General features: G+C 52.3%; 22 protein-coding genes. 10 read left to right on the plus strand and 12 right to left on the minus strand.

Annotation, left to right across the window (positions count from 1 at the left end; all coding sequences use genetic code 11):
• Window positions 1–49: 49 nt before the first annotated feature.
• Complete coding sequence (locus R70723_RS09945) at window positions 50–883, minus strand: carbohydrate ABC transporter permease (protein ID WP_039871712.1); 834 nt, start codon at window positions 881–883, stop codon at window positions 50–52.
• On the minus strand, window positions 883–1,773 hold the full coding sequence (locus R70723_RS09950; protein WP_039871714.1) for a carbohydrate ABC transporter permease: 891 nt from the start codon (window positions 1,771–1,773) through the stop codon (window positions 883–885). Before R70723_RS09950 ends, R70723_RS09945 begins: the two co-directional genes overlap by 1 nt.
• A gap of 296 nt (window positions 1,774–2,069) precedes the next feature.
• Here R70723_RS09950 and R70723_RS09955 point away from each other — a divergent pair, with 296 nt between their 5' ends.
• The 7 genes from R70723_RS09955 to R70723_RS09985 all read left to right on the plus strand — a co-directional run bounded on the left by R70723_RS09955 (window position 2,070) and on the right by R70723_RS09985 (window position 11,318).
• A complete protein-coding gene (locus R70723_RS09955) occupies window positions 2,070–3,812 on the plus strand; it encodes a cache domain-containing sensor histidine kinase (RefSeq protein WP_231574860.1) in 1,743 nt (580 codons plus the stop codon).
• Between the two features lie 4 nt (window positions 3,813–3,816).
• The gene (locus tag R70723_RS09960) at window positions 3,817–5,463 is read left to right on the plus strand and encodes a response regulator transcription factor (protein WP_039871716.1); all 1,647 of its coding nucleotides are present in this window, start codon (window positions 3,817–3,819) and stop codon (window positions 5,461–5,463) included.
• A gap of 123 nt (window positions 5,464–5,586) precedes the next feature.
• The gene (locus R70723_RS09965; protein ID WP_039871719.1) at window positions 5,587–6,915 is read left to right on the plus strand and encodes a type 2 periplasmic-binding domain-containing protein; all 1,329 of its coding nucleotides are present in this window, start codon (window positions 5,587–5,589) and stop codon (window positions 6,913–6,915) included.
• A 251-nt stretch (window positions 6,916–7,166) separates the two neighbouring features.
• Window positions 7,167–9,263: a glycoside hydrolase family 36 protein gene (locus R70723_RS09970; RefSeq protein ID WP_039871720.1), complete on the plus strand. Its 2,097-nt coding sequence runs from the start codon at window positions 7,167–7,169 to the stop codon at window positions 9,261–9,263.
• A 387-nt stretch (window positions 9,264–9,650) separates the two neighbouring features.
• Window positions 9,651–9,908, plus strand: coding sequence for an AbrB/MazE/SpoVT family DNA-binding domain-containing protein (locus R70723_RS09975; protein ID WP_039871721.1), 258 nt, complete (start codon window positions 9,651–9,653; stop codon window positions 9,906–9,908).
• Window positions 9,909–10,077: 169 nt separating this feature from the next.
• Entirely contained in the window at window positions 10,078–10,755 is a 678-nt protein-coding gene (locus tag R70723_RS09980) for an HAD family hydrolase (RefSeq protein ID WP_039871723.1), read from the plus strand.
• Between the two features lie 284 nt (window positions 10,756–11,039).
• A complete protein-coding gene (locus R70723_RS09985) occupies window positions 11,040–11,318 on the plus strand; it encodes a hypothetical protein (RefSeq protein WP_039871724.1) in 279 nt (92 codons plus the stop codon).
• 704 nt (window positions 11,319–12,022) lie between these two features.
• Here the strand turns inward: R70723_RS09985 and R70723_RS09995 are convergent.
• Together R70723_RS09995 and R70723_RS10000 are read right to left on the minus strand one after the other, a co-directional pair.
• Window positions 12,023–12,775, minus strand: coding sequence for an ABC transporter permease (locus R70723_RS09995; protein ID WP_039871726.1), 753 nt, complete (start codon window positions 12,773–12,775; stop codon window positions 12,023–12,025).
• 13 nt (window positions 12,776–12,788) lie between these two features.
• Window positions 12,789–13,733 (minus strand): ABC transporter ATP-binding protein, encoded by a 945-nt coding sequence (locus R70723_RS10000; RefSeq protein WP_052421254.1) that lies wholly within the window; start codon window positions 13,731–13,733, stop codon window positions 12,789–12,791.
• A gap of 307 nt (window positions 13,734–14,040) precedes the next feature.
• On the opposite strand from R70723_RS10000, the gene R70723_RS32855 reads away from it, so the two are divergent.
• Window positions 14,041–15,080, plus strand: a protein-coding gene (locus R70723_RS32855; protein WP_197071796.1) for an IS630 family transposase whose coding sequence is annotated in 2 segments (ribosomal slippage) — window positions 14,041–14,544 and window positions 14,547–15,080 — 1,038 coding nt in all. Because the reading frame shifts where the segments join, the coding sequence is not laid out codon by codon here.
• A 220-nt stretch (window positions 15,081–15,300) separates the two neighbouring features.
• Here R70723_RS32855 and R70723_RS10015 read toward each other — a convergent pair.
• The 7 genes from R70723_RS10015 to R70723_RS10045 all read right to left on the minus strand — a co-directional run bounded on the left by R70723_RS10015 (window position 15,301) and on the right by R70723_RS10045 (window position 22,846).
• Window positions 15,301–15,615, minus strand: a complete 315-nt coding sequence (locus tag R70723_RS10015) for a hypothetical protein (protein WP_039871730.1) — start codon at window positions 15,613–15,615, stop codon at window positions 15,301–15,303.
• Between the two features lie 466 nt (window positions 15,616–16,081).
• Window positions 16,082–17,212 carry a YheC/YheD family endospore coat-associated protein gene (locus tag R70723_RS10020; protein ID WP_039871732.1) on the minus strand — a complete coding sequence of 377 codons (1,131 nt, stop codon included), beginning with the start codon at window positions 17,210–17,212 and terminating at the stop codon, window positions 16,082–16,084.
• Complete coding sequence (locus R70723_RS10025; RefSeq protein WP_039871734.1) at window positions 17,194–17,709, minus strand: GNAT family N-acetyltransferase; 516 nt, start codon at window positions 17,707–17,709, stop codon at window positions 17,194–17,196. Before R70723_RS10025 ends, R70723_RS10020 begins: the two co-directional genes overlap by 19 nt.
• A gap of 93 nt (window positions 17,710–17,802) precedes the next feature.
• Window positions 17,803–18,915, minus strand: a complete 1,113-nt coding sequence (locus R70723_RS10030) for a YheC/YheD family endospore coat-associated protein (RefSeq protein WP_039871736.1) — start codon at window positions 18,913–18,915, stop codon at window positions 17,803–17,805.
• Window positions 18,912–20,285, minus strand: coding sequence for a YheC/YheD family endospore coat-associated protein (locus tag R70723_RS10035; protein WP_039871738.1), 1,374 nt, complete (start codon window positions 20,283–20,285; stop codon window positions 18,912–18,914). The genes R70723_RS10030 and R70723_RS10035 overlap by 4 nt, the downstream gene beginning before the upstream one ends.
• Window positions 20,286–20,298: 13 nt before the next feature.
• Window positions 20,299–21,468: a YheC/YheD family endospore coat-associated protein gene (locus R70723_RS10040; RefSeq protein ID WP_047171089.1), complete on the minus strand. Its 1,170-nt coding sequence runs from the start codon at window positions 21,466–21,468 to the stop codon at window positions 20,299–20,301.
• A gap of 10 nt (window positions 21,469–21,478) precedes the next feature.
• Window positions 21,479–22,846, minus strand: coding sequence for a YheC/YheD family endospore coat-associated protein (locus R70723_RS10045; protein ID WP_039871739.1), 1,368 nt, complete (start codon window positions 22,844–22,846; stop codon window positions 21,479–21,481).
• A 191-nt stretch (window positions 22,847–23,037) separates the two neighbouring features.
• On the opposite strand from R70723_RS10045, the gene R70723_RS10050 reads away from it, so the two are divergent.
• Window positions 23,038–23,379 carry a YlbF/YmcA family competence regulator gene (locus R70723_RS10050; RefSeq protein ID WP_039871742.1) on the plus strand — a complete coding sequence of 114 codons (342 nt, stop codon included), beginning with the start codon at window positions 23,038–23,040 and terminating at the stop codon, window positions 23,377–23,379.
• 93 nt (window positions 23,380–23,472) lie between these two features.
• Here R70723_RS10050 and R70723_RS10055 read toward each other — a convergent pair whose 3' ends face one another.
• The gene (locus tag R70723_RS10055) at window positions 23,473–24,048 is read right to left on the minus strand and encodes an LURP-one-related family protein (protein WP_197071797.1); all 576 of its coding nucleotides are present in this window, start codon (window positions 24,046–24,048) and stop codon (window positions 23,473–23,475) included.
• Between the two features lie 162 nt (window positions 24,049–24,210).
• Between R70723_RS10055 and R70723_RS10060 the strand changes: the two genes are divergently transcribed.
• Window positions 24,211–24,495, plus strand: coding sequence for a hypothetical protein (locus R70723_RS10060; RefSeq protein ID WP_039871743.1), 285 nt, complete (start codon window positions 24,211–24,213; stop codon window positions 24,493–24,495).
• Window positions 24,496–24,624: the final 129 nt, after the last annotated feature.

A 24,624-nucleotide genomic window follows, 5' to 3' on the forward strand; every position in this document is an offset into this window, starting at 1 on the left:
GTGCTTTTTATAGTTAAATCATGCTGTAGACTGCAACAGCTCTACCCGGTCAGCCCTTAACCGCCCCGGCAACAACGCCCTTGACAATATACTTTTGCAGGAAGATGAACACGATGATCGATGGCAATACGGCCATTACCATAGCTGTCATTGCATACTGCCAGTCAGAGGTATACTGTCCGACGAAGGTGTAAGCGGCCAGCGTCAGCGTCTTCGTATCCGGTGAGCCGTTGACCATCAGCAGCGGGAGCAGGAAGTCGTTCCAGATCCACATTACATCGATGATGACAATGGTGGTTGTTACCGATTTCAGCAGCGGGAAGATGACACTGAAGAACAGTCGGAAGCCGGAGGCCCCGTCAATCGTGGCGCTTTCGTCGATTTCCAGCGGAATGCCTTTCACGAAGCCATGATAGATAAATACGGCAAGCGGTGCACCAAAGCCCCAGTACAGCAGGCCCAGGCCCCAGGTGCTTTCAGACAAATTTAGGTTTTTGGCCGTCTGCAGCACGGTCAGCATGATGGACTGGAACGGAATCAGCATCGGCATAATGCAGAGGAAGTAGATGACACCGCTCCATCTTGTTTTGGTCCGCGCCAGCTTATAGGCGGCAATGGAGGAGACAAACACAATACCCAGCAGCCCCAGTCCGGTAATGATGAAGTTATTCAGGAACAGGCGCGGATAGTTGATGAATTCCCATACATAGGAATAGTTGGCGAACGTCAGCTTTTGCGGCAGGGCAATGACGTCGGTCATGACCTCGCCGAAGCTTTTGAACGAGTTGATAATGGTCAGGAACAGCGGATACAGGAACAGCAGGGAGAGGAGGACGAGCACAATCTCCAGTACAATTTTGCCTGCCTTGTTGTTGGTTTTCATTATGCCTCCACCTCTCTTTTCTTGAAGAATGTAAGCTGAATAACGGTAACGATCAGCACCGCAACGAACAGGATAAGCGCTTTCGCCGTACCGTAGCCGTACAGGTTGTTCTGGAACGTGTCACGGTAAATGTCATAGGCGATACTGTAGGTGGTTCCGCCGGGACCGCCGCCGGTCAGCGACAGGATCACGTCGAATACTTTAATGGAGTTGGTCAGCGCCATAAATACCGAGATTGTAATGGATGGTGCAAGCAGCGGCAGCGTAATGCTGAAGAAACGTCTGAGCGCCCCGGCGCCGTCCACCGTTGCTGCTTCTTTTAGATCCTCAGGCACAGACTGCAGGCCGGCGATGTAAATGACAAGATAGAACCCGATAGATTGCCAGATGGATACCCCTAATATGGATATAAAAGCGAGCCCCGGCGTCCCCAGCCAGCTCAGATCGAAGATGGCCCAGCCGGTGCTTTCACCGAGCGAGTTGAAGCCCTGCATGAAGATGAATTTCCAGATAAAGCCGACGATAACCAGGCTGAGAATATAAGGGATGAAGAAGGCCGCTCTCAGCCAGGAGGTGGACTTCAGCTTCATATCAAGCAGCACGGCCAGCAGAATGGCCAGCACATTGACAATTACGATGTAGAGTACGGCATATTTAATCGTGAACCAGGCCGAATCGGAGAAGTTGGTATCCCCCGTAAATATCTGCTTGAAGTTGTCCAGCCCGACAAATTTGGGATGCTTGGAAATTCCGTTCCATTTGGTTAAGGAATAACGGATGGTCATAATAAACGGGATGTAGAAGGCTACTGCGATACAGATGAGAACGGGGAGGGTGAAGAGCCCGAATTCCGTTTTCTCGCGCCATTTTCTGCCGAGTGATTTTAACATGGATGCACCTCTTCTGCTATTTATAGGGTGGGAGTAACTGACCCCGCTTGCCACACTTAACCATTCCGGTTAGTCTATATTGTGTATTATAGGGCAGCGCCGTATACTCAGAAATGGATTTAAGAAGACAGTTAGGGGTAAAAAAGTGAACTGAAAGCGGAAACAAAATTACAGGCGAGGAGGCTTCGGCCATTATCAAAAACACCCTGCAAAAGCTGCTGGAGCCGCTGCTGGAGCGGATTTCCCGCCGTCTGGCCAATAAGCTGATCCTGCTGTTCTCCATTATTGTCATCCTCGTGGTCACTTCGCTGACGTTCATCTCCTACGGAATGCTGCGCAAGGAATCGGTGAACAACAGCATATCGAGCACAAGCAACAACCTGCTGCTGGTCGGCCGGAATCTGGAGAGCTATCTGGACGGGATTGAGCAGCTGTCCCTGCCGCAGATCTCCTATGACGAATTCGCTTACGCCATTACGCATGAATCACAGGATTATGCTTCCAAGATGTATGTGGAGGACTATCTGAAGAATCTCTATTTTTCGCGCAAGGATCTGGAGTCGATCTATCTCTACATCATCAAGGAGCAGAAATATTATTATGTGACAAAAGAGAACTATAATATTACGGTCCGGGTCGCCGAGCATCCGCCGATTGATCAGCTGACCTGGTACAAGCGTGCACTCGGCAGTCCGAACAACCGCTCCTACCAGTCTTTTGTTAATGGTACGGCAGAGCAGGGGGACTATCAGGTCAAGCCGGATGCAAGCTTCATGGGCTATCACCGGCTGCTGCGCTCGATATCTTCCCGTGAGCCGCAGGCGGTGCTGTCGCTGTATTTCAACTCCAGTGTGACGGATGAGATTATTAAGGATATTCCCTTCGCAGAAGGGGAGCATCTAATGTATATCAGCCCGGACAACGAGCCGTTTGTCGTGGATGACCGGACGTTTTATGCCCGTGCGCAAGAGGCGGAGCTGCTGAGCCAGCTTACACCTGAGCAGGGCGGACAGCTGACCTGGGCGGATGAGGCGGAGAAGTACCTGGTTATCTATGATATCAGTCAAAAAGAGGGCTGGAAGCTCGTTAAGCCGATTCCCTACAAGCAAATTTACGAAGCGGCGACAACGACGCGCAAGCTCAGCTATTCGATCGGGCTGCTGTTTCTGATGGCCTCGGTCATTCTGGTCGGCTTCCTGTCGAACCGGATTACCAGCCCGCTGAAGAATCTGTCCCTACAGATGAAGCGCTTCAGCGCAGGCAGCTTTGAGGCGGAGGCGAGAGTGGAGGGCAATGATGAAATTGCCTATCTGTCCCGGCATTTCAACAAGATGGTGGAGCGGACGAACGAGCTGATCAATGAACGCTATAAAATGAAAATCGTCGAGAAAAACGCGGTGCTTAAAGCGCTTGAAGCGGAGATCAATCCGCATTTTCTCTATAATGCCCTGCAGGCGATTTCCACCAAGGCGCTCAAAAACAACAATGATGATATCGTCGAGATGGTGGACAATCTGGCGCTTACGCTCAGATACTGCATCAGCGGCCGGGATGTTGTCCAGGCCAGCGAGGAGCTGCGGCATATAGAGCGCTATCTGGCTCTGCAGAAAGCAAGGTTCGGCAGCCGGATGCAAGTGGTATACAACTGGGATGAGAGCCTGATGGAGCTGCGGATTCCGAAGCTGTCGGTGCAGACGCTGGTCGAGAACTGCATCAAGCATGCCCTGGAAAAGGTATCTGCCACCGTCACCATCCGGATTGAGGCGCATGTCACACCGGCCTACAGTGTCATTTCAGTGAAGGATGACGGCCCGGGAATGACGGAGGAACGGCTCGGTGAGGTGCTGGGCTCGCTGCAGATCCAGTGGGAGGAAGAGCTGGGCGGGGAAGCGGCTGGGGATGGCGGGCACGAGAGCATCGGGCTAAAAAATTTAAACACCCGGCTGAAGCTGCTGTACGGGGATGAAGCGGGACTGCTGATAACAAGTGAGGGAAACGGAACGCAAATGGATATTCTTTTACCGCGGGGAGGCCAATAACAACATGTATAAAGTACTGATCATTGATGATGAGGAGCCGCTGCGCGAAGCGATTCATATTCTGGGCGACTGGAAGGGACTCGGGGTCAGCGAGGTGCTGGAGGCAAATGACGGCAAGACCGGGCTGGAGATGCTGCGCAGGGACAAATTCGATCTGGCCCTGGTCGATATGAAAATGCCGGAGCTTAGCGGCAGCCAGCTGCTGCAGATTGCGGAGCAGGAGTTTCCAGAGCTGCTGCTGATTGTGATCAGCGGCTACAATGACTTCGAATATACCCGGCAGGCGATCCGCTCCAAGGTGGTCGATTATTTGCTGAAGCCGGTGAACCGCGGCGATCTCAACAGTGCACTGCGCAAGGCTGTAGATATGCTTGAAGCGAAACGGCGGAAGAGAAGTGAGTTCATCACGCAAAATATTACACTGAATATGTCTGTACCGAAGCTGAAGGAGAAGATGTATCTCTCCATTATAGAGCGCAGCTTCAAGAGCCAGTCCAATGAGGCCTTTCTGCCGCTGATCGGCGCGGATACGGCCGGCAGCCAGTTCACGGCCGGCGTTCTGCGGCTGCTCAATCTGGAGCAGGTGCGCCGCGCAAGGTTCCGCGAGGACCGTGATCTGATGCATTTTGCCGTGACGAACGTGATTAATGAGAACAGCGGCGGGGCATTTGAGGCGTTCAGCTTTGTGAATCCGAAGAATGAGCGGGAGCTGATTGCGGTATTTACGCTGAAAAAGGGCTATGAGGAGGACGCGGCCTTTCACTCCATGCATCAGCTGAAAAAGGCGGCTGCGACGCTGAAGGAGCTGTTCGGCATCGTATGTGCCGGTGCGGTCGGTGCTACATACGGTGACTACCTTGAGCTTGCCGGCTCCTATGATATGGCTAAAGCAAGGCTCGATGATATCGATCTGCTGCAATTGAAGGGGCCATTGGTGGCCGGAGGCGGCCCTGCCGTGCAGGGCTTCAAGGACAGCCCTTCCCTGACAGGACGGATGCCGCAGATCCGCAGCATTCTGGAGAGCGGAAACGCCGCCCATGCCAAAAGCATTCTGAATGAATTCACCCGGAAGTGGCAGTCCTCCGCTCATTTCAGCCTGGGGGATGCAGACCGGACGCTCCGTGAGCTTCTGATTCTGCTCGGCGACATTGCCGGTGAGCTGGAGGAAGCGCCGGCTTCGCTGCGTGCGGTTAAGAACAGGGGGCTGGCTGCACTGGGTCTCAGCGGGGATTACAGCTCGTTCAGCCAGTTTGAAGGGCTGCTGAATGAGCTTATGGATGCCTATGCCGGTGAAATCAGCAGATCGCTGGCCGGTAACCGCAGCGGGGTGCTGGAAAATATTAAAGCATACATTGATAACCATTATTTCGAGAATATTAAAATATCGATGTTCACGGATAAGTATTTCCTGAGCAGAGAATACTTGATGAAGCTGTTCAAGGGCAAATACGGCTGCGGCATTCATGAGTATGTGCAAAAGGTGAGAATGGACAAAGCCAGGGATCTGCTGGCCGACCCGGCGCTCAAGGTTCAGGATATTTCTGAAATGCTGGGCTACAAGGACAAGAACTATTTCAGCAAGGCGTTCCGCAATTACTATGACTGCTCGCCTTCTGAATTCCGGACCCGGGCGCTGGAGGCAGAAAAGTGAAACGGTTACATTAGCCCACTTTTTTACCCTTAGAAGTTCACTTATGTACATTCTTATCCTTTTTCTTTTTATTTAGAATAAACACCAAGAACACAAGATACATGAGGAAAAGGGGGCAACATCATGTTAAAAAGATTCATGGCGGTCTCTGCGAGCCTGCTGCTCGCCGGGGGATTGCTGGCCGGCTGCGGAGGCAATAACAATAATGCCGCTAACAACACGGCTGGAACAAACGGCGGGGATAATGCAGCTGCCGAAACAGACTCCTCCAAGCCCGTAACGATTAATATGTTCACCGCATCTCCGGAGTACACGGACGCCTTCAATGCTTACATTGCCGAATATAAAAAAGTGAAGCCGAACGTGACCATCAACCTGGAAATTATGCAAGCCGACTATAATACCGTACTAAAATCAAAAATTGCCGCAGGCAGCACACCGGACGTCTTCCAGACTACTGCCGGCGGGGATATCGATACCTTTGCCGAATACAGTGCCGACCTGACCAATGAGCCGCTGGCAGCAGCGATGACTGATGCGGTGCGTGCCAACATGAGCTCAACAGACGGCAAGGTGCTGGGACTTCCGGTCAAAGGCAATCTGTTCGTGCTAATGTACAACAAAAAGCTTCTCGCAGATGCCGGCATCACTGAAGTGCCAAAAACAACCGCTGAGCTGGATGACGCCATCACCAAGCTGGAAGCCAAGGGCATTACACCGTTTGCCAATGCCTACAAAGAGTGGTGGGTATGGAAGCATATCTTCCAGCACTTCGTGGATGCAGCCGCAATCGATGCGGGATCAGATGCTAAGACGCTTGTAGCCCAGTTCATCGCCGGGGAAACGACCATTAAGGATCATCCGGTGCTGTACGATAACTTCTTCAGCTTCATTGATACTACGGTTAAACATGGTACAGACAAGCCGCTGGAGCGTGACAGTAACGCTCAGGTCAGTGACTTTGCCCTTGGCAAAGCAGCATTTATGACTGGTAAGGGCGCATGGGATGAAGAAGCTATTAAGAAAATCACCCCTGACTTTGATCTCGGCATCGCCGGCTATCCGGTCAGCGACAAGGCTGAGCAGTCCCAAATCATTACCGGTGCTGACCAGGCGCTGCGCATCAACAAGGATTCCGCAGTCGCTGCCGAAACAATTGAATTCTTCAACTGGCTGTACACTTCCGACTACGGCAAGAGCTGGTTCTCCACTGTAGCCAAGGTTATTCCGCCAATCAAGGATGCACCTATGCCTGATCTGCAGATGCCTAAGGAAATGAATGAAATTCTCAAAACCGAGAAGTCCGGCGACCTGTCCGTCAACTACTCGCTGGATACCTTCCACCAGAAATTCGGTGAGCTGATGCAGGCTTATATCGGCGGCAGCAAGACTAAAGACCAGGCGATTGATGAGATTCAAAAAGCTTGGATTCAATTCGGTTCAGCTGAATAAAAGAAAGTGATAACCGGGACGGTCTCGATGGTAAGGTTCTTACCGGCGGGGCTGTCTTTGTTATGTAACAGAGTTTTTAAAGCGGATTGCTCGGCGGCTTGCCGCAACTGCGGGGAATGTTTGGATTTCCGGCCGCTGTTATGTTTGGATTTCCTGATTATATCTGCTGGCCGCAGTAGAAATCCAAAACACAGGCTTTATAATTAGGAGAGAAGGAAGACACCATCATTTGTCAGGAGGCTTCAACACTTATGACCAGCAGACTGATTGAGATTGCCGAAAACGGGCTTTATCTTACGATTGAAATTACAGAGGAGCTGGATGTGCGGCTGCTGCATTTCGGGGCAGCTCCGCTTGAGCCGGGCGTGATTGCGGACAAGCATAAGCCGGGCTTCCGGCTGCTGGAGCTGCAGCTGTCCGGGGAGGACCGGGATGAGTATCACGGACGGACGCACCGCGCCTCTTATCCGGGACTGCGGATGGAATACAGCGGACATAGTGACACAGTGAATGCACTGGGGCGCAAGCTGGAACTGACGCTCGCTGATCCGGTAACGGGTGTTAAGGCCGTGCAGCATTATCAGTTTTACAGCGGAGCGCAGATCCTGCGCGCCTGGACGGTGCTGAAGAATGAAGGGGACCGCGGGGCCGCCGTTGAATATGTTTCTTCCTTTGCCCTTACAGGTGTGGATAAAGAGGGCGGCGGGGACCGGGGCAGCAAAATCGAAGTCACGCTGGCGCACAGCGGCTGGCAGAGTGAGCTGCAGTGGCGGACCTACAGCCTGCCGGAGCTGGGCATGTACCATCTCGCTGACCGGGGCTCGAAGCGGATTGCCGCCAGCAATACCGGCTCCTGGTCGGCGGCGGAGCTGCTGCCCATGGCGGTGCTGCATAACAAAGAGAGCGGAAGCAGCCTGTTCTGGCAGATCGAGCATAACGGCTCGTGGCACTGGGAGCTGACCGACCAGTACGATCAGCTTACCCTGCTGGCAAGCGGTCCGACGGAGCATGACAATCACTGGTGGCTGAAGCTTGCGCCGGGTGAAGAGTTTACCTCCGTGCCGGTTGCAGCCGGCTCCGTGTATGGCGGGATAGAAGCAGCGGCTGCACAGCTGACCGCGTACCGCCGGATCATCCGCAGACCGAATGAGGACAATGAGCTGCTGCGGATTATTTTTAATGACTATATGAACTGCCTGTGGGGCAGTCCGACGACAGAGAAGCTTCTGCCGCTGATCGACGCCGCCGCAGATGTAGGCTGTGAATACTTCTGCATTGATGCCGGGTGGTATGCGCCGGGCGAGTGGTGGGACGGCGTTGGCCAGTGGGAGCCCTCGGCTGAGCGTTTTCCGGAAGGCATTAAAGTTGTGCTGGATTACATCCGCGGTAAAGGGATGATTCCGGGTCTGTGGCTGGAGCTGGAGGTTATGGGCATCAACAGTCCTAAGCTGGCCGAGACGGATGACAGCTGGTTCTTCATGCGGCACGGCAAACGGGTCAAGGACCGCAGCCGTTATCAGCTGGACTACCGCAATCCCAAGGTAATTGAACATGCCGATGGCGTGATTGCCCGGCTGGTGGAGGAATATGGCGTAGGCTATATCAAAATGGACTACAACATCAATGCGGGCATCGGAACGGAGACGGCTGCGGACAGCTTCGGTGACGGGCTGCTGCAGCATAACCGGGCTTATCTTGCCTGGCTGGACAGCATCTTCGCGCGTTATCCGGAGCTGGTTATCGAGAACTGCTCAAGCGGCGGCATGCGGATGGATTACGCAATGCTCAGCCGCCACAGCATCCAGTCTACCAGTGACCAGGAGGATTATGTGCAGTATGCGGCAATTGCTGCAGGCTCCCCGCTGGCGCTGACTCCGGAGCAGTCGGCTGTGTGGTCTTATCCGCTGCGTGAAGGTGATGATGAAGAGGTTATCTTCAATATGGTCAATGCCCTGCTGCTTCGCGTACACCAGAGCGGTCATCTGGCTGAGCTTGCCCCCGGCCGCAGAGAGCTGGTGCGGGAAGCGCTGGACTACTATAAGTCTATCCGCGCACAGATCCCGCAGGCACTGCCGTTCTGGCCGCTCGGCCTGCCGGGCAGCGGCAGCAATTGGGTCAGCTATGGCCTGCAGCATGGTAACGTCCGCTATCTGGCTGTATGGCGGATTGCTGGTGAAGAGCAGGGCATCACATTGCCGCTGCCTGAGCTGGCAGGCCGGGAGCCTGAGATTCGCTGTGCCTATCCCAAGCAGCATAATGCTGAGTGGAGCTGGGACAAGGAACAGGGCAGCTTAAAGGTGTCTATTCCCGCCGGGAAGACAGCCAGACTGTTTGAGCTGCATGTTTAACACCGGCAGCAAGGTCTAAAGCACCGTATGAATATATGCACCCTTCGCAACGTGGAAACGTAAATCCAGTGCTTGCGGAGGGTGTCTTTTTGCTATTTACTCAAAATACCATTATTATTTAAATAAAACTATCTAAAAAACATAATATTTCTATTTAAAATGAAAAATGGTTTTAAAAGTGTTTATTTTGATATTTTGTCGAAACATCTCTAAACTTTGTCGAATTATTTGTCGATATATATCAAAAGATGTAGAAATAAATTTGACATGGAAGAAATAGCACTTTACAATGCAAATATGAGCGTAATCATTACTACTATTTAGAAGCCTTGATAGCTTTTAACACAAATGATTATATAAGGTGCTTATTTCAAGGGAGGATGCATAATGATGAAAGCAACAGGTATTGTAAGAAAAGTAGATGAACTGGGACGTATTGTAATTCCAATTGAGCTGCGCAGAACAATGGGAATCGATATAAAAGACCCGCTGGAAATTTTCGTTGACGGAGAAAAGATCATTTTGAGAAAATACGAGCCTACCTGCATCTTCTCCGGAAGCGCAGAGAACCTGATCAACTTCAGAGGCAAAATGGTCAGCAAGGATGTTCTGGATGAGCTGATCTCCAGCTTTGACCGGGTATAATATTTAATATTGAATGGAGGGACCGGGTGCTGACACTTAACAGTGGATGCTCCGGTCTCTTTTACTTACCCTGATTTCCGGTTTCATAGACAACGCATGCCGCGATCCTATATCATGATTAGAGATCACCTGCAGCACACAGAACAACACCGGAAGGGAAGGTCACTCAATGACGAAACTGAATAAACCGGAAGCGATTGTCTTCGATATGGACGGAACGCTGTTCCAGACCGAAAGCCTGTTATTGCCCGCTTATCATAAAATGTTCGATATCCTCCGCGAGGAAGGGCTATACACCGGTCCCACGCCGCCGGAGGAGCGTATTTTGGGCAGCCTGGGCATGCTGCTTGCACAGATCTGGCATAATGTAATGCCGGAAGCGGATGCGGCGGTTCACCGCCGGGCGGATGAGCTGCTGCTGCAGCTGGAGATTGAGGGGCTGGAAGCCGGAGGTACCCTGCTGTACCCGAAGGTAGTGGAGACGCTGCGTGCTCTGCACGAGCGCGGAGTGCGGCTGTTCGTCGCCAGCAACGGGCTGGCGGATTACATTCACAGCATTGTAATTGTGCATGAGCTGAAGGATCTGTTCGAAGGGCTTTATAGCGCGGGCGGTCAGGGGACAGCGACCAAGACCGAGCTGCTGGGTATCCTGCTTAAGGACAACGGGGTAAGCAGCGCCTGGATGGTCGGCGACCGCTCCTCCGATGTGGAGGCCGGCAAAGGCAACGGCCAGACCGTAATCGGCTGCGGTTATGCCGGCTTCGGCCGCCAGGAGGAGCTCAAGGGCTCGGACGTTATCATCTCTGCGTTCGATGAGCTGATCGGGCTGTACGACAACGCCGAATAGCAGGGACTGAGCGGAATATTGGGATCAAGAGTATAGAAGCACTAAGTGCGGGGAACCTGCGCTTGGTGCTTTTTTTGTACATATAAGCTGAGGGAGGGTGGGGGCAGTTGGCTGCTCACCTGAGCACATGATTCCTTTGCGGATCTGCAGCTCAGGTTTGTTGTACAGACACTAACGGGTTGTTCAGATGTAACTAAATGAAGCGAAGATCCGATAAATAGATGTGGAGGGAATTTATGAGAGATTGTGAATGCCATTCTTGATAAGTTGAGGGAGTATATTCAATGATTATGAGTCTATTGTTTATTGTTCTAAGTGCTGCGATGGGAGCTGGTGTATGGCATTTAGTTATTGGTATAGCTTTTTCTGCCGGTACTGGCGGTTTGTTCACAGTCACCCGCTACGATGCCTTATTTTTTTACATAGCGCTGTTATTATTATGTATTGTTGTGTGCATTGTGTTTGCACGGCATCTGCTGGAAGAGAGGCTGGAGCCATTGCTGCTTATATGTGCGGGAACGGCGTTGCTTTCCTTTTTTCTTACACCCTGGCTCCCGATCTGAGGCCGAAGAGCTGCACGAAAAACTTAATTGAAGGATGATAATAAGGGGGCATTTATCTGGTAATTCTGGTGAGTGTTTTATTTGTATTATTTAGTATTGCTGCAGGGCCCGGGGTCTGGTTGTCCGTAATCGAACTAATATTGCAGATGAACCCAGTTGGCGGTGAGGAGGAGGACGCCGGATTTGTATCTTTTACTATAAGTCCCATGTACAATGATCCTGTCATTCCGATAAGCGTGTTGGCAGTTATAGTGGTTTGTTACGTGCTTTTTATAATGTTTTCAGTCAAACATAATAAGTCAGGGCTAATGTTATCCTGCTTTATCGTTACAATCGTATGCTTCTTCTATGCACCTTACATAATAGGCTGGGCTATGGAGCTTGCTGATTATTTTCTATGAAAAGCTGCTGGTTAGAGAGGGGTGAAGCGTGTGTACATCAGATTAAGTGGAAAAATGGAACCTAATTCTTCGTCAAACAACGATATTTTAATATTAGTTAGAAAAATGGAACCTAATTTAGCGGATATGCGCCATAGTGGAGATTTCGGCTGAAATAGATGTCTTTTTTCTAACTAATGTGGGAAAATGGCGCGAATGTGCGGAATTAGGTGGCGAAAATCAAACTAAATTTTAAATGAGCTACTGACGGAGGGTGAGCGGTACGCTTAAGCTGAAAAGAACCTCAGCAATACAAGCAATGTTCTAATAACGGCTGTTAATGCCCTGGTTTCTGCTATGTCTCATAATGATCAGGAAGAGCGCCAGACCCGACAATAAATAGAGCAAAGAATGAAGAACCAGGCCCGCCACCTCGCCGGAGGACACGGATTCGTGCTGGATCATTCGTCTCGAGAGTTCGATCCCTGAGGTTAAAGGCAGCGAGGAGGCCAGCGTTTTTACAAGGTCCGGCATATTGTTCAGGCTGAACAAGGAACCTGAGAAGAAGAGCAGCACGTACGAAATAACACTTTCAAAGGAGGCTGTCTTCGTATATTTGATCGTCAGCGCCACCAGAATAAGTGTAAACCCGTACACGCCTGTCATTGAGAGCAGGAATACCGGAATAATTCCCGGATGAAAAGCGATTTCGATAGGGAGCGTCAATTTAAGAATAAGCAACAGGAGCAAAACCTTAAGAAAATTAACACCCAGCCATACTACTGTTTTTATTGTCATCAGCACACCAATATTCACAGGCTTCATCATTAACTGCTCAAATGTGCCCATCTGCTTTTCGGAAGAGATGGATACAGATGCTTCACCAATAACGGAGCTGGCAAGGAACCAGTAAATATAACCCACATAAAAGCTTCCATCAGCGGTTTTCCCTAAGCTCAGAAAAAAAGCTCCAAAGATAATGTAGGTTATCAGAACGCTTACGAGTTGGTCGGCATAATATTTTTTCACTTCGAGCAGGTATTTCCTGGCTTCGGAGCGGCAAATCGTGAATAGCACAGTAACCCCGCCTTTAACTAAAAGAATTTAGAAACATGGCTTCAAGATCAGCGGAATCTTTAGTGTACTGAAGGATCTCCAGATCGCTTTCCAGGAGCCTCCGCAAAACCTCGTTCACCTGTAGTGCCTCAGTCGAATACATTTCAAGTGAAATATTGCCATGCTTGTCTTCCGAGAATTGAAATTGCCTGAACTCCTGCTTCAGCCGCTCAATTGCCAGCATACTGTCCGCTCTCTGCCCGATAATAACGGTGGATTTTTCTTGGGAATACTGTGCTGTAAAAGCCTTCACGCTGCCTGAAAACCGTACATTCCCCTCGTGCAGCAGCATCACAGTATCCGCAAGCTGCTCCACTACATCCAACTGGTGCGAGGTTAAAAAGACGGTCGTCCCAAAGTCGCTGGACAGCTTGCGTACCGATTCCACCACATTGTTTTTTGACTGTACATCCAGCCCCAGTGTCGGCTCGTCCAAAAACAGCACCGAAGGCTCGTTAACCAATGCGCAAATGATCGCCAGCTTCTGCTGCATGCCCCGTGAATATTGGCCGCTATTGTTATGAATATCACGGTCCAGTTCAAACAGGTCAATCAGAGCCGCCGACCGTCTCAGCGTTTCCTTGCGGCTTAGTCCGTGCAGGCCCCCGAAATACATTATATTTTCATACCCGGTCAAAAAATAATACAGATTGTTGCTACCCTCCAATACCGCGTTCACTTCTGCATAATACCGCTTGCCATATGTATGTATTTCCTTGCCTTTATACTCAATAGTGCCCGACGTAGGAAGAATGAGATTGAGCATTTGTTTGATTAAGGTTGTTTTGCCAACCCCGTTTTTGCCCAGTGCACAGAATATCTCACCTGCAGTCACATCGAACGTCAATTTATCGTGGATAACCCTCTGGTCAAACTGTTTATGCAGCTGCCTGATCCTGTAAATTTTATCTGTGTGCATAGGGATAATGCTCCTTAAGCGTTTCTTAGTTCATTAATGCGCTCCAATTCCAACCTTGAAGAATCGCAGAAGAATTAACTTGCTTGTTATAATATTATATCTATATATGGGTAAAAGTGGATGTGATAAAAGTATTTATAGCCCATCCTCATCAGATTAAGTGGAAAATCGTCACCTAATTCTTCGCCAAACAACGATATTTTAATGTTATATAAGTTGAACTAAAGATTAGAAAACTATGGTAAGGATTTCGTTGCTACATGTCGAAGTAATATAGACAATAACTTCAGACAGGTAGGGAAATGTAATGGGCCAAACAGCTTCTTTTCAAGAAATCGAAACCGCAATGAAACAAGCCAAAAAACGTCGGATGTACGAACGATACCAGACACTATATTTGTATCTACAAGGAACTGAAGTCGAGAAAATTGCCCATATCATCAATCGAAGTCAGAAAACCGTGATCGGTTACATTGGGGCGTATGAAACAGGAGGACTTTCAGGTCTTCAAATGAAATATTCTCCTGGAGCACCCGTTCGACTAACTAAAGAACAACAAGAAAAACTGAAAGAAACCATTGTAAGCTCGGTTCCGCATGATGTAGGTTTTACAGCGCGTCATAACTGGACACTAGAGATCCTTGCAGCCTTAATTAAACGGGAATTTGGCATCAATTACTCGCTTCGCGGGATCTCCAAAATGATGCATCGCCAGGGGCTAAGCTACACCAAACCAACGTATACCTTGGCCGCAGCAGACGAAGAAAAACAACGGATGTTTACAGAAGCTACGTTTCCCGGCTTAAAAAAAGAGTGATCAATGGCGAAATTGACCATTTGCTATTCGAAGACGAATCCATGATTCGAGATTATCAGGCCATTCAGAAAACATGGTTTCTCCGCGGGAAACAACGGATTATTCCGACTACTGGCAAACATCGCGGTGTCAAATTGCTGGCAACCGTTGACTATGAAACAGGCAAAATCGTATGGCAGGAAGATGAGCAGTATACTGCAGAAACTTTTCTAAGCTTTTTGAAAAAAGTCATACAGGAGTATCCCACAGGTAAAATCGTGATGGTTTTGGACAATGCGCGAATCCACCATGCAAAGCTGCTAACACCGCTGCTCATGGAGATGAAAGAGCGACTGGAACTGGTTTTTCTGCCTCCCTATAGCCCTCAATTTAATGCCGTTGAAGGCTTGTGGAAATGGTTGAAATCGGATGTGATTAACAACGTCTTCTACCACACCGTCGCTGAAATTCGCACCAACGTCCAACAATTTATGGAGGAGATTATGAAATCGCCTTTAACCATCGTCGACCGGCTCTGTGTGAGGTTCTAGTCAGTCGTTTCTTTAGTTCAATCTATATAGTTGGAAAAAGGGAACCTAATTTAGCGGATATGCGTCAAAGTGGAGATTTCGGCTGAAATAGATGTCTTTTTTAAAACTAATGCCGGCAAAAGACGCTAATGCGCAGAATTAGGTGGCGACAATCAAACTAACTCGAGGCTAGTACCCGATATTCCCGATGTGCCCGATGTTTATGTTTGCTCTCACTTACCTATTTTCCTCCAGCTTTACGTTTATTTAATTCATATTGATATAGGTCATGAATTTTTTTGTCTTCAATATCTTGGCCAACAAAAAACACAAGAGTAGGGTCATTTATAGGGGAGGCGTAAGTAAGGTAGGTGCGGTGCATAAAATCAAAGTCCATTTTGCTTAATTTGAATTCGGTTTGATATTTGTCTTCTAAGTAGATTTTGAATTGTTTTTTAAGTGCTATAGATTTCCAAGGTAACCCAAAGAAGAGGACATATATGCCTAATAGGAGTACTAAGCTAATTAAAATGATGCGCAGATGCTTCCGTTTCATTATTCTTAATCCCCCTTGAGGAGTGGCTATGCACAATTAGTTATTGAAATTTAAGGTTACTCTTAAGGAGTGCGGCCTTACCTCTTCGTTTCTTCCTAGTCGCCAATCTATACTGGATAAACATTGGTACAACTGCTTCATATATTTTACAGGAACGAGGTTGAAGTTCAAAGCACATCCTAATCAGATTAAGTGGAAAATCGTCACCTAATTCTTCGTCAAACAACGATATTTTAATATTAGTTGGAAAAAGGATACCTAATTTAGCGGATATGCATCAAAGTGGAGATTTCGGCTGAAATAGATGTCTTTTATAAAACTAATGCCGGCAAAAGACGCTAATGTGCGGAATTAGGTGGCGAAAATCAAACTAAATCTTTATGGCTCACCAGCCCCACAGGATGCTGCTGCCACAGTAAACACAAATGCCCCCGCTCCGGGATCTCCCGGACAGGGGGCATCAACTTTATTCCTCCGCCGCCTTAGCCGGGGCAGGCGCGCTCTTACTCTTGTGCACCCACAGCGCGTACTCCAGCGGGCGGATTAGCGCTGTGCGGTAGGTGGCGGCGTCGCCGGTGCGGGCGAACACCTCGCGGGCCGGCTTGGGGTTGACCTCCAGCACGAAGATCCGGCCCTGGCGGTCGATCGCGAGGTCGAGCGCCAGCTCGCATAACGTGCCGAAGCTCTCCTCCAGGAAGACTGCCGCCTCCAGGCCGAGCTTCTCGGCCGACTTCATGGCCTTGTCGGCCTTCTCCTGGCTGCCGAGCCACTCCTTCAGCAGCACCTCCGCACGGACGGCATGCCCGCCGCCGTGCAGGTTCGAGGTGACGCTGCGGGCGGCGCCGACGCGGCCGGCCATGCCGGTCAGCTCCCAGACGCCCTGCCCGTTCTTCTGCACGAGCATGCGGTAGTCGTGGAAGCGTCCGCCCGGCAGCCGCAGCGGGATGCCCTGCTGGACGAGAAACCGCCCGCCGGCGCACCACTGGCGGATAATCGCCTCCAGCTTCGAGAGCGTTACCTTGCGCGGGGAGATGATCTGCCGGTTCTGGCGGCGGCCTTGAATATCATAGAGGCTTTGCCCCTCTTTGAGCCGTTCGATCCGCAAAATGCCGCGTCCGCCCGTACCGTTAACCGGCTTCACATAGACCACCGGGCTCGTTTTCAGCATCCGCAGCAGATCGGACGAAGACTGGTAGAGCAGCGTCTCGGGCATATGCTGGCGGAAGCGGGTCTTTTGTGAAAAGGTCTGGTGGATCGTCCATTTGTTGCGCAGCGGACGGTTCAGAAAGGTCAGATGATTGTACCGTGAGCGGAAGCGCAGCAGCTGCTCGAACCGGGAGCTCCGCTGAATCCGGCAGCGGTCATAGATCATATGCGGAAAAGAGCGCCATTTACGCGACCATTTGCCGCTCGCCGGATCAAAGACCATGGCATGTATCTGTTCTTTGGCGGCGTTAACGTCCATCGGGGTAAATACGAAGACATCCAGGCCGAGCTTGCGGCCCTCGATGATCATCCTCCGGTAGACACTGCGCTCCTCAAGCTGCTTGGCGTCATTTAAATACAGCGTCAGGATGCCTAAGACGGGTTCTGGCACAGGAGTTCACCTTCTTGTGGGAGAGTTACCGCGCTGCGGCCGGCTAGAGACTGCAGCAGCAGCGTGGGCTTGCCTGTCGGGCCGCTTATCAGGTCAACGGCGGCCAGCCCGCTGTTGAAGCACATCTTGAGGCTGGCCGGATTATCAGAGGCCACCTGGCATTCCAGCCGGCCAAGGCGCTGCAGCTGGGCTGACAGCAGCGCTGTACCGGTATGGCGGCCCCGGTATAAGGGGTGAACGGCAACCAGGCAGGCTTCCTTACCGTAGCCGGAGACAAAGCTGATGCCGGCCAGCTGCCGGCCGCTCTGCCCGCGGACTGTAGCGACAAGGAGAGAAACGCCGGGAACCGCAAGCTGCTCCGGCGTCAGCCGGGCCAGCAGGCGGCAGCCGCGCAGTGTGATCCGCCGGTCTCCGTGCTCCCGGAGGAAATCAAGCAGCCCCGCGATCCTTGCTTTCCAGCGGTCAGGATTGCTGTCATATATAGAAGTAATCTGCATGGGTTCACTTCCTTAGAGGATTTCACGCTATCCTTTATCCTTATCTTTCTCGCAGAAACGGCTACCGTCCTGTTTAGGACGGCGTAGCCGTTTCTACTTACCCTGCCGGGCGAGATGCTGGCTGTAATGGAAGATGCGCTCCAGCGACAGCTTGCGGATGGCCGGCTCATCAAATTTCATCGGGCGTGAATTGGCCTCGAAGAACCAGAGGCCGCCTTCCTCGTCGACGCCGAGATCCATCGACATTTCACCGAGCATGGCGCCCGAAGCCCGCTCAATCTGGCGGGCAATCAGCAAGGCGGTGGTAGGGACGTTCTTCAGGATGACGGCAGCCCGCTCCGTGCCGAAGGTTCCCTCCAGCATGGCCGCAGGCTCCTCTATGCTGCCCCCTCTGGGCACATGGGTGGTAATGCTGCGGACACCGGCCAGCCGGGCGCCGATTCCGGTCACCGCCCAGGCGCCGCGGCCGTTCTTCTGCAGCAGCACCCGCAGATCAAAGGGGCGGCCGCGGTGGGTAGCCAGCCCGATGGCCTGCTGGACGATGTACTGGGAGATCCCCTTTTCCCGTTTGATCCGGGTCCACAGCCGGTCGATGGAGGCCGCCTTGTAGGTTATATTTTTTTTGCCGCCCTGGATCTGCAGCCGGAAGGGGAGGCTGGCCTCTGCCGCGTATTTAATCCGCATGATGCCTTTGCCGGCCTTGCCGTTTTCCGGCTTGAGGTAGAGGCTGTCATGATTTTTCAGCATTGCAACGAGCGTGGAGGCACTGCGCAGGCGTCTTGTTTTGGGCACATGCCGGACAGTGGCCTTCGATTCCTTCAGCCATTCAAACAGATTCCATTTGTTGAAAAACCCGGGGTTATACATCAGGATGGATTCGTGCTCCAGGCATTCGGCTATTTTGCGGGCGACCGGAGCCTTCTCCTCCTCATCCCGGTTCGGAATCCGGTTGTAGATGACCTGCGGCAGGGGCATCGGAGCGTTATACCAGATTTTACCGCTGGGCGAAGGGATGAAGCCGTTCACCGTCTGCTCCTCAAACTTCAGGTCGCGGACGGTGACGACATAGACGAGATAGCCCATTTCCTTGCCGGTGCGGATGATGTCGCGGAAGTTGTTCCGGTTGCCGCGGAACTGCTTCAGCCTGTCGCTGGTTGTCAGTATAGCAATTACCGGTTTACCGGAGTCAGGGGAGCGGGTATTCACAGGTCATCCCTCCTGCGGAATTTGCTGAGATACAGGCAGTGCTCCAGAATATGCTCAACGGAAGCTTTGCCCTCAGCACGCAGGGAAGGATGGCGGAAGATGGAACGTCCCGGTTTGGCATTCGCCTCGAACATCCAGATATCTTCATCCTGGTCAATGCCCAGGTCAAAGCCGATCTCGCCAAGCAGATGGCGGTGCTGGATTTCCAGCGCTTCAGCGAGCTTGACAGCCGTTGTTTTGGCCCGCTGCAGCACTTCATCCGATCTTGCGCCGAACACCCGACCCAGCGCCTGCTGTGGAGTGAGCAGGGCTCCCCCGTTCTTAAGATGTGTAGTGACACTGCCGCGGCCGGCTTTTTTGGCTCCGATGCCGACTACGACCCACTGGTTGCTGCCGTTTTTATGCATATGGAAGCGGAAGTCGATCGGGCAGGCGTCGATTTCAATCAGGCGGATGCCCTGCTGCACCACATAGTTCTGCAGGTGCTGCCCGTGGCGGGAGCGGAGCATCCGCATCAGGCTGTCAAAGCTGGTGAAGCGCAGCAGCACATTTTTGCCGCCTTTACGGTAACGGGCAAAGTAGCCCTTCTTGGGCAGGTAGGTCAGCCGGTAAATGCCGTGTCCCAGGCTGCCCGCAGACGGCTTGTAGTATACGAAATGATGACGGTCCAGCATATCCCGCATTTTTTCTGAGCTTGGGTTAGAGACGGTCTCAGGGACGTAGCGGTAGGCTGCATTGTCGTTCTCCAGCAGCCGGTATACATCCGATTTGTTGAAGAAGCTCCAGTTGAAATATGGAATCCGCTTCCGCCCGAACCTTTCGCGGAGCTGATTGATGTATGGGGAGGTTTCGGCCCGGCGGCTCGGCAGCCTGTTGTACACGACATCCGGCAGCGGGACCAGTTTGCGCTCGAATTTGTCGCTGGCATTCAGGAAGAAGCCGTTGACCTGCTCCTTCTGCCAGTCAATGTCGCGCGGCGTGAAGGCAAAGATATAGCATTTGTTGCTGCCCTCGCGCAGCAGCTGCTTGATGAACCCGGTACGTGAGCCGAAGGGGTTGACGGATGAGGTAGGACCATCGGACAGAATGCCGACCAGCGGACCGAGCTGCACCTCGTCATTCTGCAGATTGCGCAGATAGACGCCGCCCGTTTTGGGAACCTTGATGGCGCTCTTTACGCCGGAAGCCAGGAACAGATGCTTTCCCGCCCGCTTGATCGGCTTGATCATAGCCGGAATGGCATCCTTGCCGAGCCGCAGCCGGATGTTTTTTTTGCCGGATAACTTTAGGCTTTTCATCAGTTCACCCGACACATACACAACTCTTTGGGGCTGCTTGGTAAAATGGACGTTGCAAAAAGTGAGACTCATTGATGAATCCTCCTTAGGAACCATTGATTTCATTCTCCTGTCTGTAGCGGAGCGTATTATAGCTGCTGTTTCTGCGGCCTGCCGGCGAGTGCAGCAGCAGGTGACGCGCATAACGCAGCGGGTTCTCGGCTGCGAGCTTAGCAGCCCGCCTGTCGCCCGTCAGCCGGAACACGGAGCGCCCCGGCTTTGAATTGGCCTCCAGCAGATAGATTCTGCCTCCGGCATCGATCCCGAAATCGAGTCCCAGCTCTCCGAGCCTTCCGCAGGTTTCCTCCAGCAGCGGAGGGAGGACGGCTGCTGCAGCGGCCAGCTCTTCATGGAGCTCAGCTCCGGTTGCTCCATACTCTGCAAGCAGAAAGGGCAACACGGCAACGGCCGTGCCTCCGCCGTGCAGGTTGGAGGTCAGGCTCCCGCAGCCGCCGAGCCGTACAGCCATGCCGGTCAGTGTCCATGCACCGCGGCCGTTCTTCTGCATCAGCACCCGCACATCAAAGGGCTGATTCCGGCTGCTGGTCAGATGCAGGTAGGGCTGCATGATGTAGCGGCGGGACCCGGTGAACCGGTGAATCCAGCTGAGGCCCTGGTCAAGCGTTCTGAAGTGAAGGCGGAACGCCCCGTTGTTCCGGTCCCGTCCGCGGATGCTTAGTCCGCCGCCTTCCTTGCCGCCCAGCAGCCTGGCATGCAGGGTCCGCTTGCCGTGAGAGCCTGCCTTGGGCTTCAAAAAAACGCCATATTCCCGTTCAGCCAGCATGGAGCCGAGGCCGTCCGGACCGGTGTAGAGTCTCGTCTCCGGAAGCAGTGATGCCACGGCTGGGCTGCGCCGGAGAAGCTCATACACCCTCCATTTATCAGGCAGCCCCCTTGACCAGGGAACGGTGCGGGATAGTGCGGAGAGTGCGGCGGCAGCCGCTTTTTTCTCCTGCGGGCTCGAATACAAACAGCGGTTGTACAGGATATCAGGCGGAGGCGCCACCGTCTGCTGCCAGTGGCCCCCGCTCCAGGTATAGCCTGTTATGGAGCTGCCGTTATCAGCAACATCCTCCGGGTGGAATACAAGCACCTTCAGATCAAACAGCGGGGCCGCAGCGCTAAGCTGGCTGCAGAATTCCGGCTCTGCAATCGGCGGATTCCCCTGGCGGCGGCCGGTCATTATTCCGAGGAAGCCCTGTGCTGTCTCTGTCATAATGCCCTCCTTATAACCCGGCCAGATAACGGCAATATAGAATCATCTGTTTAACGGACGGTCTGATTTTCTGGTCATTTAGCGGGGTGTTGTCATTTTTAGACGGCTTGGAGTTGACCTCAAGCAGCCAGATTCTTCCGGACTGGTCCAGGGCGAGGTCAATGCCCAGCTCCCCGAAGTGTGCCGGGATAAAGGTCTCGACACCTCTGGCAATTGCCAGTGCCGCCCGGGGAAGCTGCACCTGCGAGCTCTCTTTCATTCCCGCCGGGAGATTGCTTTTACTGATGGCTTCCTTTACGGTGCTTAGCGTGCCGCCCCGGGCCAGGTTAGAGACGAAATGGTTGCTTCCGGCCGTACGGGCCACAATGGAGGTGACGCCCCATTTGCCGGTTCCGTTCTTCTGCACCAGTGCCCGGAAATCTACCGGCCGCTTGCCGAGCTCCATCAGAGGGAGACCCTGCTGAATCTGGAAGCGGGTGGTTTTCATCTTGGGGGAGATCGACTGGAACAGCTTTGCCAGACTGGGATAGCTCTGCTTGCGGGTGCCCATTGGCGTTGTGGACAGCAGCCGGTAGCCGCCGCCTTCTTCTCTGGAGATGCGCAGGATGCCTTTGCCCAGACTTCCGCGTACGGGCTTCAGGAAGACGCTGGAGTAGCTGTTGCACATTTTTTTGAGGACGGCAAAACCGTTAAAGGCGTGCGATTCCGGCAAATACCGCTGCAGGGCGGCATCCTGGGCCAGTGCTTCGAATACCTCGGTTTTGTCAAGGAACTTCTCATTGAAGAAATGGGTTCCGTAGCGGGATTTTACATCCGCCAGAAAATGCTGTACGCTAGGTTTGTTCTCCACCTTGCGCGTAGTAAGCCGATTGTTGATTACATCGGCGACAGGAAGACTCAGCTTCCGCCAGCCCTCGTCGTATACCCAGCCCTGGATGGAAGAGCTGCGTGTCTCCAGCGCTTCCGGGGTAAAGAAATATACATAGGCACCTTGTGCTTGGCAGGCATTGGTAAGCTCCCGGCAGAACATCGTGATCTGTCCGAACACTCTGTCCGGCTGGTCCGGATGGTCGCGGCTCACCAGCACTCCGATCAGCGGCCCGAGCCGCAGGGTGCGGCTTCCGGTGCTGTAGGTCGCATTCAGTGAAGGACGTCCTCTCCAGCCGAGCCGGCGGGCCAGCCCTTCGCTAACGCGCAGGCTGTCTGCTTTGGGGACCGGAATGACAGTGACCTCCTGTCTGAATGAGCCGAAGCTCAGCTGGATGACGCCGTGAGCCGGTATTTTGAGCCTTTTCATTGATTTGTCGCCAAGCATTATCGCGTTTTCCTGCAGGATGCCCGAGTGGACCGTTTGGACCGGGATCTTGAACTTAGACATCGTGGATCTCCTTCCGGTAGGCAGCATGATGCCGGCAATTATGAATCATAAGGGTTACATATCATTCATCATATGGAGACATCTGACCCTTGGTGATTGACCTATTCTGTAAAAAGCCGTGCCGGGCGTAAATCGCTATTGCAGCAGGCGGCAGACCGCAGACACAACAACAAATTTCAGGAGGTAACACAATGAACGTAATCGACAAGGCCCATGAGCTGGCCAGAGCCATTAAAGAAAGCACGGAATTCTCCGATATCAGCAGCGCCATGAAGGTGATTGAAGCCGATCCGGAAAGCAAGCAGATGCTGGACAATTTCCGCCAGAACCAGATTGAGCTGCAGCAGCGGATGATGAACGGGGAAATGCCTCCACAGGAGGAAATGGAAAAGATGGAGAAGCTGTTCGAGGTGCTGAACCTGAATCTCGGCATCCGCCGGCTGTTCGACGCTGAGCGCCGCCTCAGTGTTGTCATTGAAGATGTGAACAAGATCATTACGGACAGCCTGTCGCAGATGTACGGCGGACAATAATCATCACTGCTCCTGCTGGAGCACAATAAGCAAAAGGGGACTCCCCGGCCGGCTGGCTGGAGAATCCCCTTTTTGTTTGCTTTGCCTGTTCTGCTAATCCTGCTTGCCTTCAACGGCGCAGAGCAGAATGCCGGCTGCCAGCCCGAGTCTGCGGTCAAGCTGGCCGGTGCGGTCGCCGGAGAAATCGGCGGTTATTTTGGTGACGAACGGATTGATATTCTGGCTGTAGGTCGGAATCGGGTCCCCCTGCAGCTCGATGCTGTACTTCTGGGGAATAAAAGAAATCACCCGGCGCAGCAGTGCCATAAAGGTGCTGTCTTCCTTAATCAGGCCCAGCTCCTGGTCATGCCTGTCGAGAATGATCCATTCATCCTTAAGAATCGACTTGAGCCCCTTGCGGCGGAGCGCACCTACATGCTCACCAGTCTCGGAATCGATCACGTCAAAGGTAACACTGAAGTCGATAATACTCCGTGCCTTGATCCGCAAAAGCTCCCGCTGCATCGATTCATCCGTGTAGAGCGCAATGTCCTCCTTTAGCTTAAACGCCTTCATCTGCGAATAAAGCACCAGCTCCTCAGAGCTGTTATAAATGTGCAGCTTGGTGCTCATAATCGAAAAAACCTTTTTACGGATCGTATACTCCGTGTAGCCATATGCCTGATTCAAGTGCGATCGCCTCCTAATAATTGTATCCATCATCTCATATGACTGCGGGCGGTGCTATAGCATTTTACCTGGGCGGGTTCAAAATTTTGCAGACTTGTCTCATAAATCCCTGGGGCGGCTCATAGAGTAGAGATATAGATTCAGTTGAAGGAGCTGTTTGACATGAAAAAAAGAAACAAGTTCAAGCACGTCATGTATCTGCTGATTGCGCTGGCTATGCTGCTCTATGCGCTGCCGCAGCTGTCGTTCCAGAACGGTCCAAGCTGGGTGCTGGGCTTCGGCGTAGTCTGGTGCGTATTTGCTTTTCTGATTATTGCCGCTCATCTGCATTTCATCATCGGGGTGGATGAGGAGAAGCAGAAGCAGCTGGAGGCGGTCCGCAAGCACAAGCTGGAGCAGTGGCAGGGCAAATGGAACGAGGAAGCGAGAATGTCACAGCGTCTGTAGTCTGAACACACCTGAAGCGCGATCCAGAGGCCTGGCTGCCGGAAACGGCGGTCCGGGCTTTTTTGGTGTGAAAATCATTCACGGAGTTACCTTATTTGGCGTCCTGCGGGCGGTTGTACTCTGTAAATT

The sequence above is a fragment of the Paenibacillus sp. FSL R7-0273 genome, from assembly GCF_000758625.1.
Taxonomy (GTDB): domain Bacteria; phylum Bacillota; class Bacilli; order Paenibacillales; family Paenibacillaceae; genus Paenibacillus_AQ.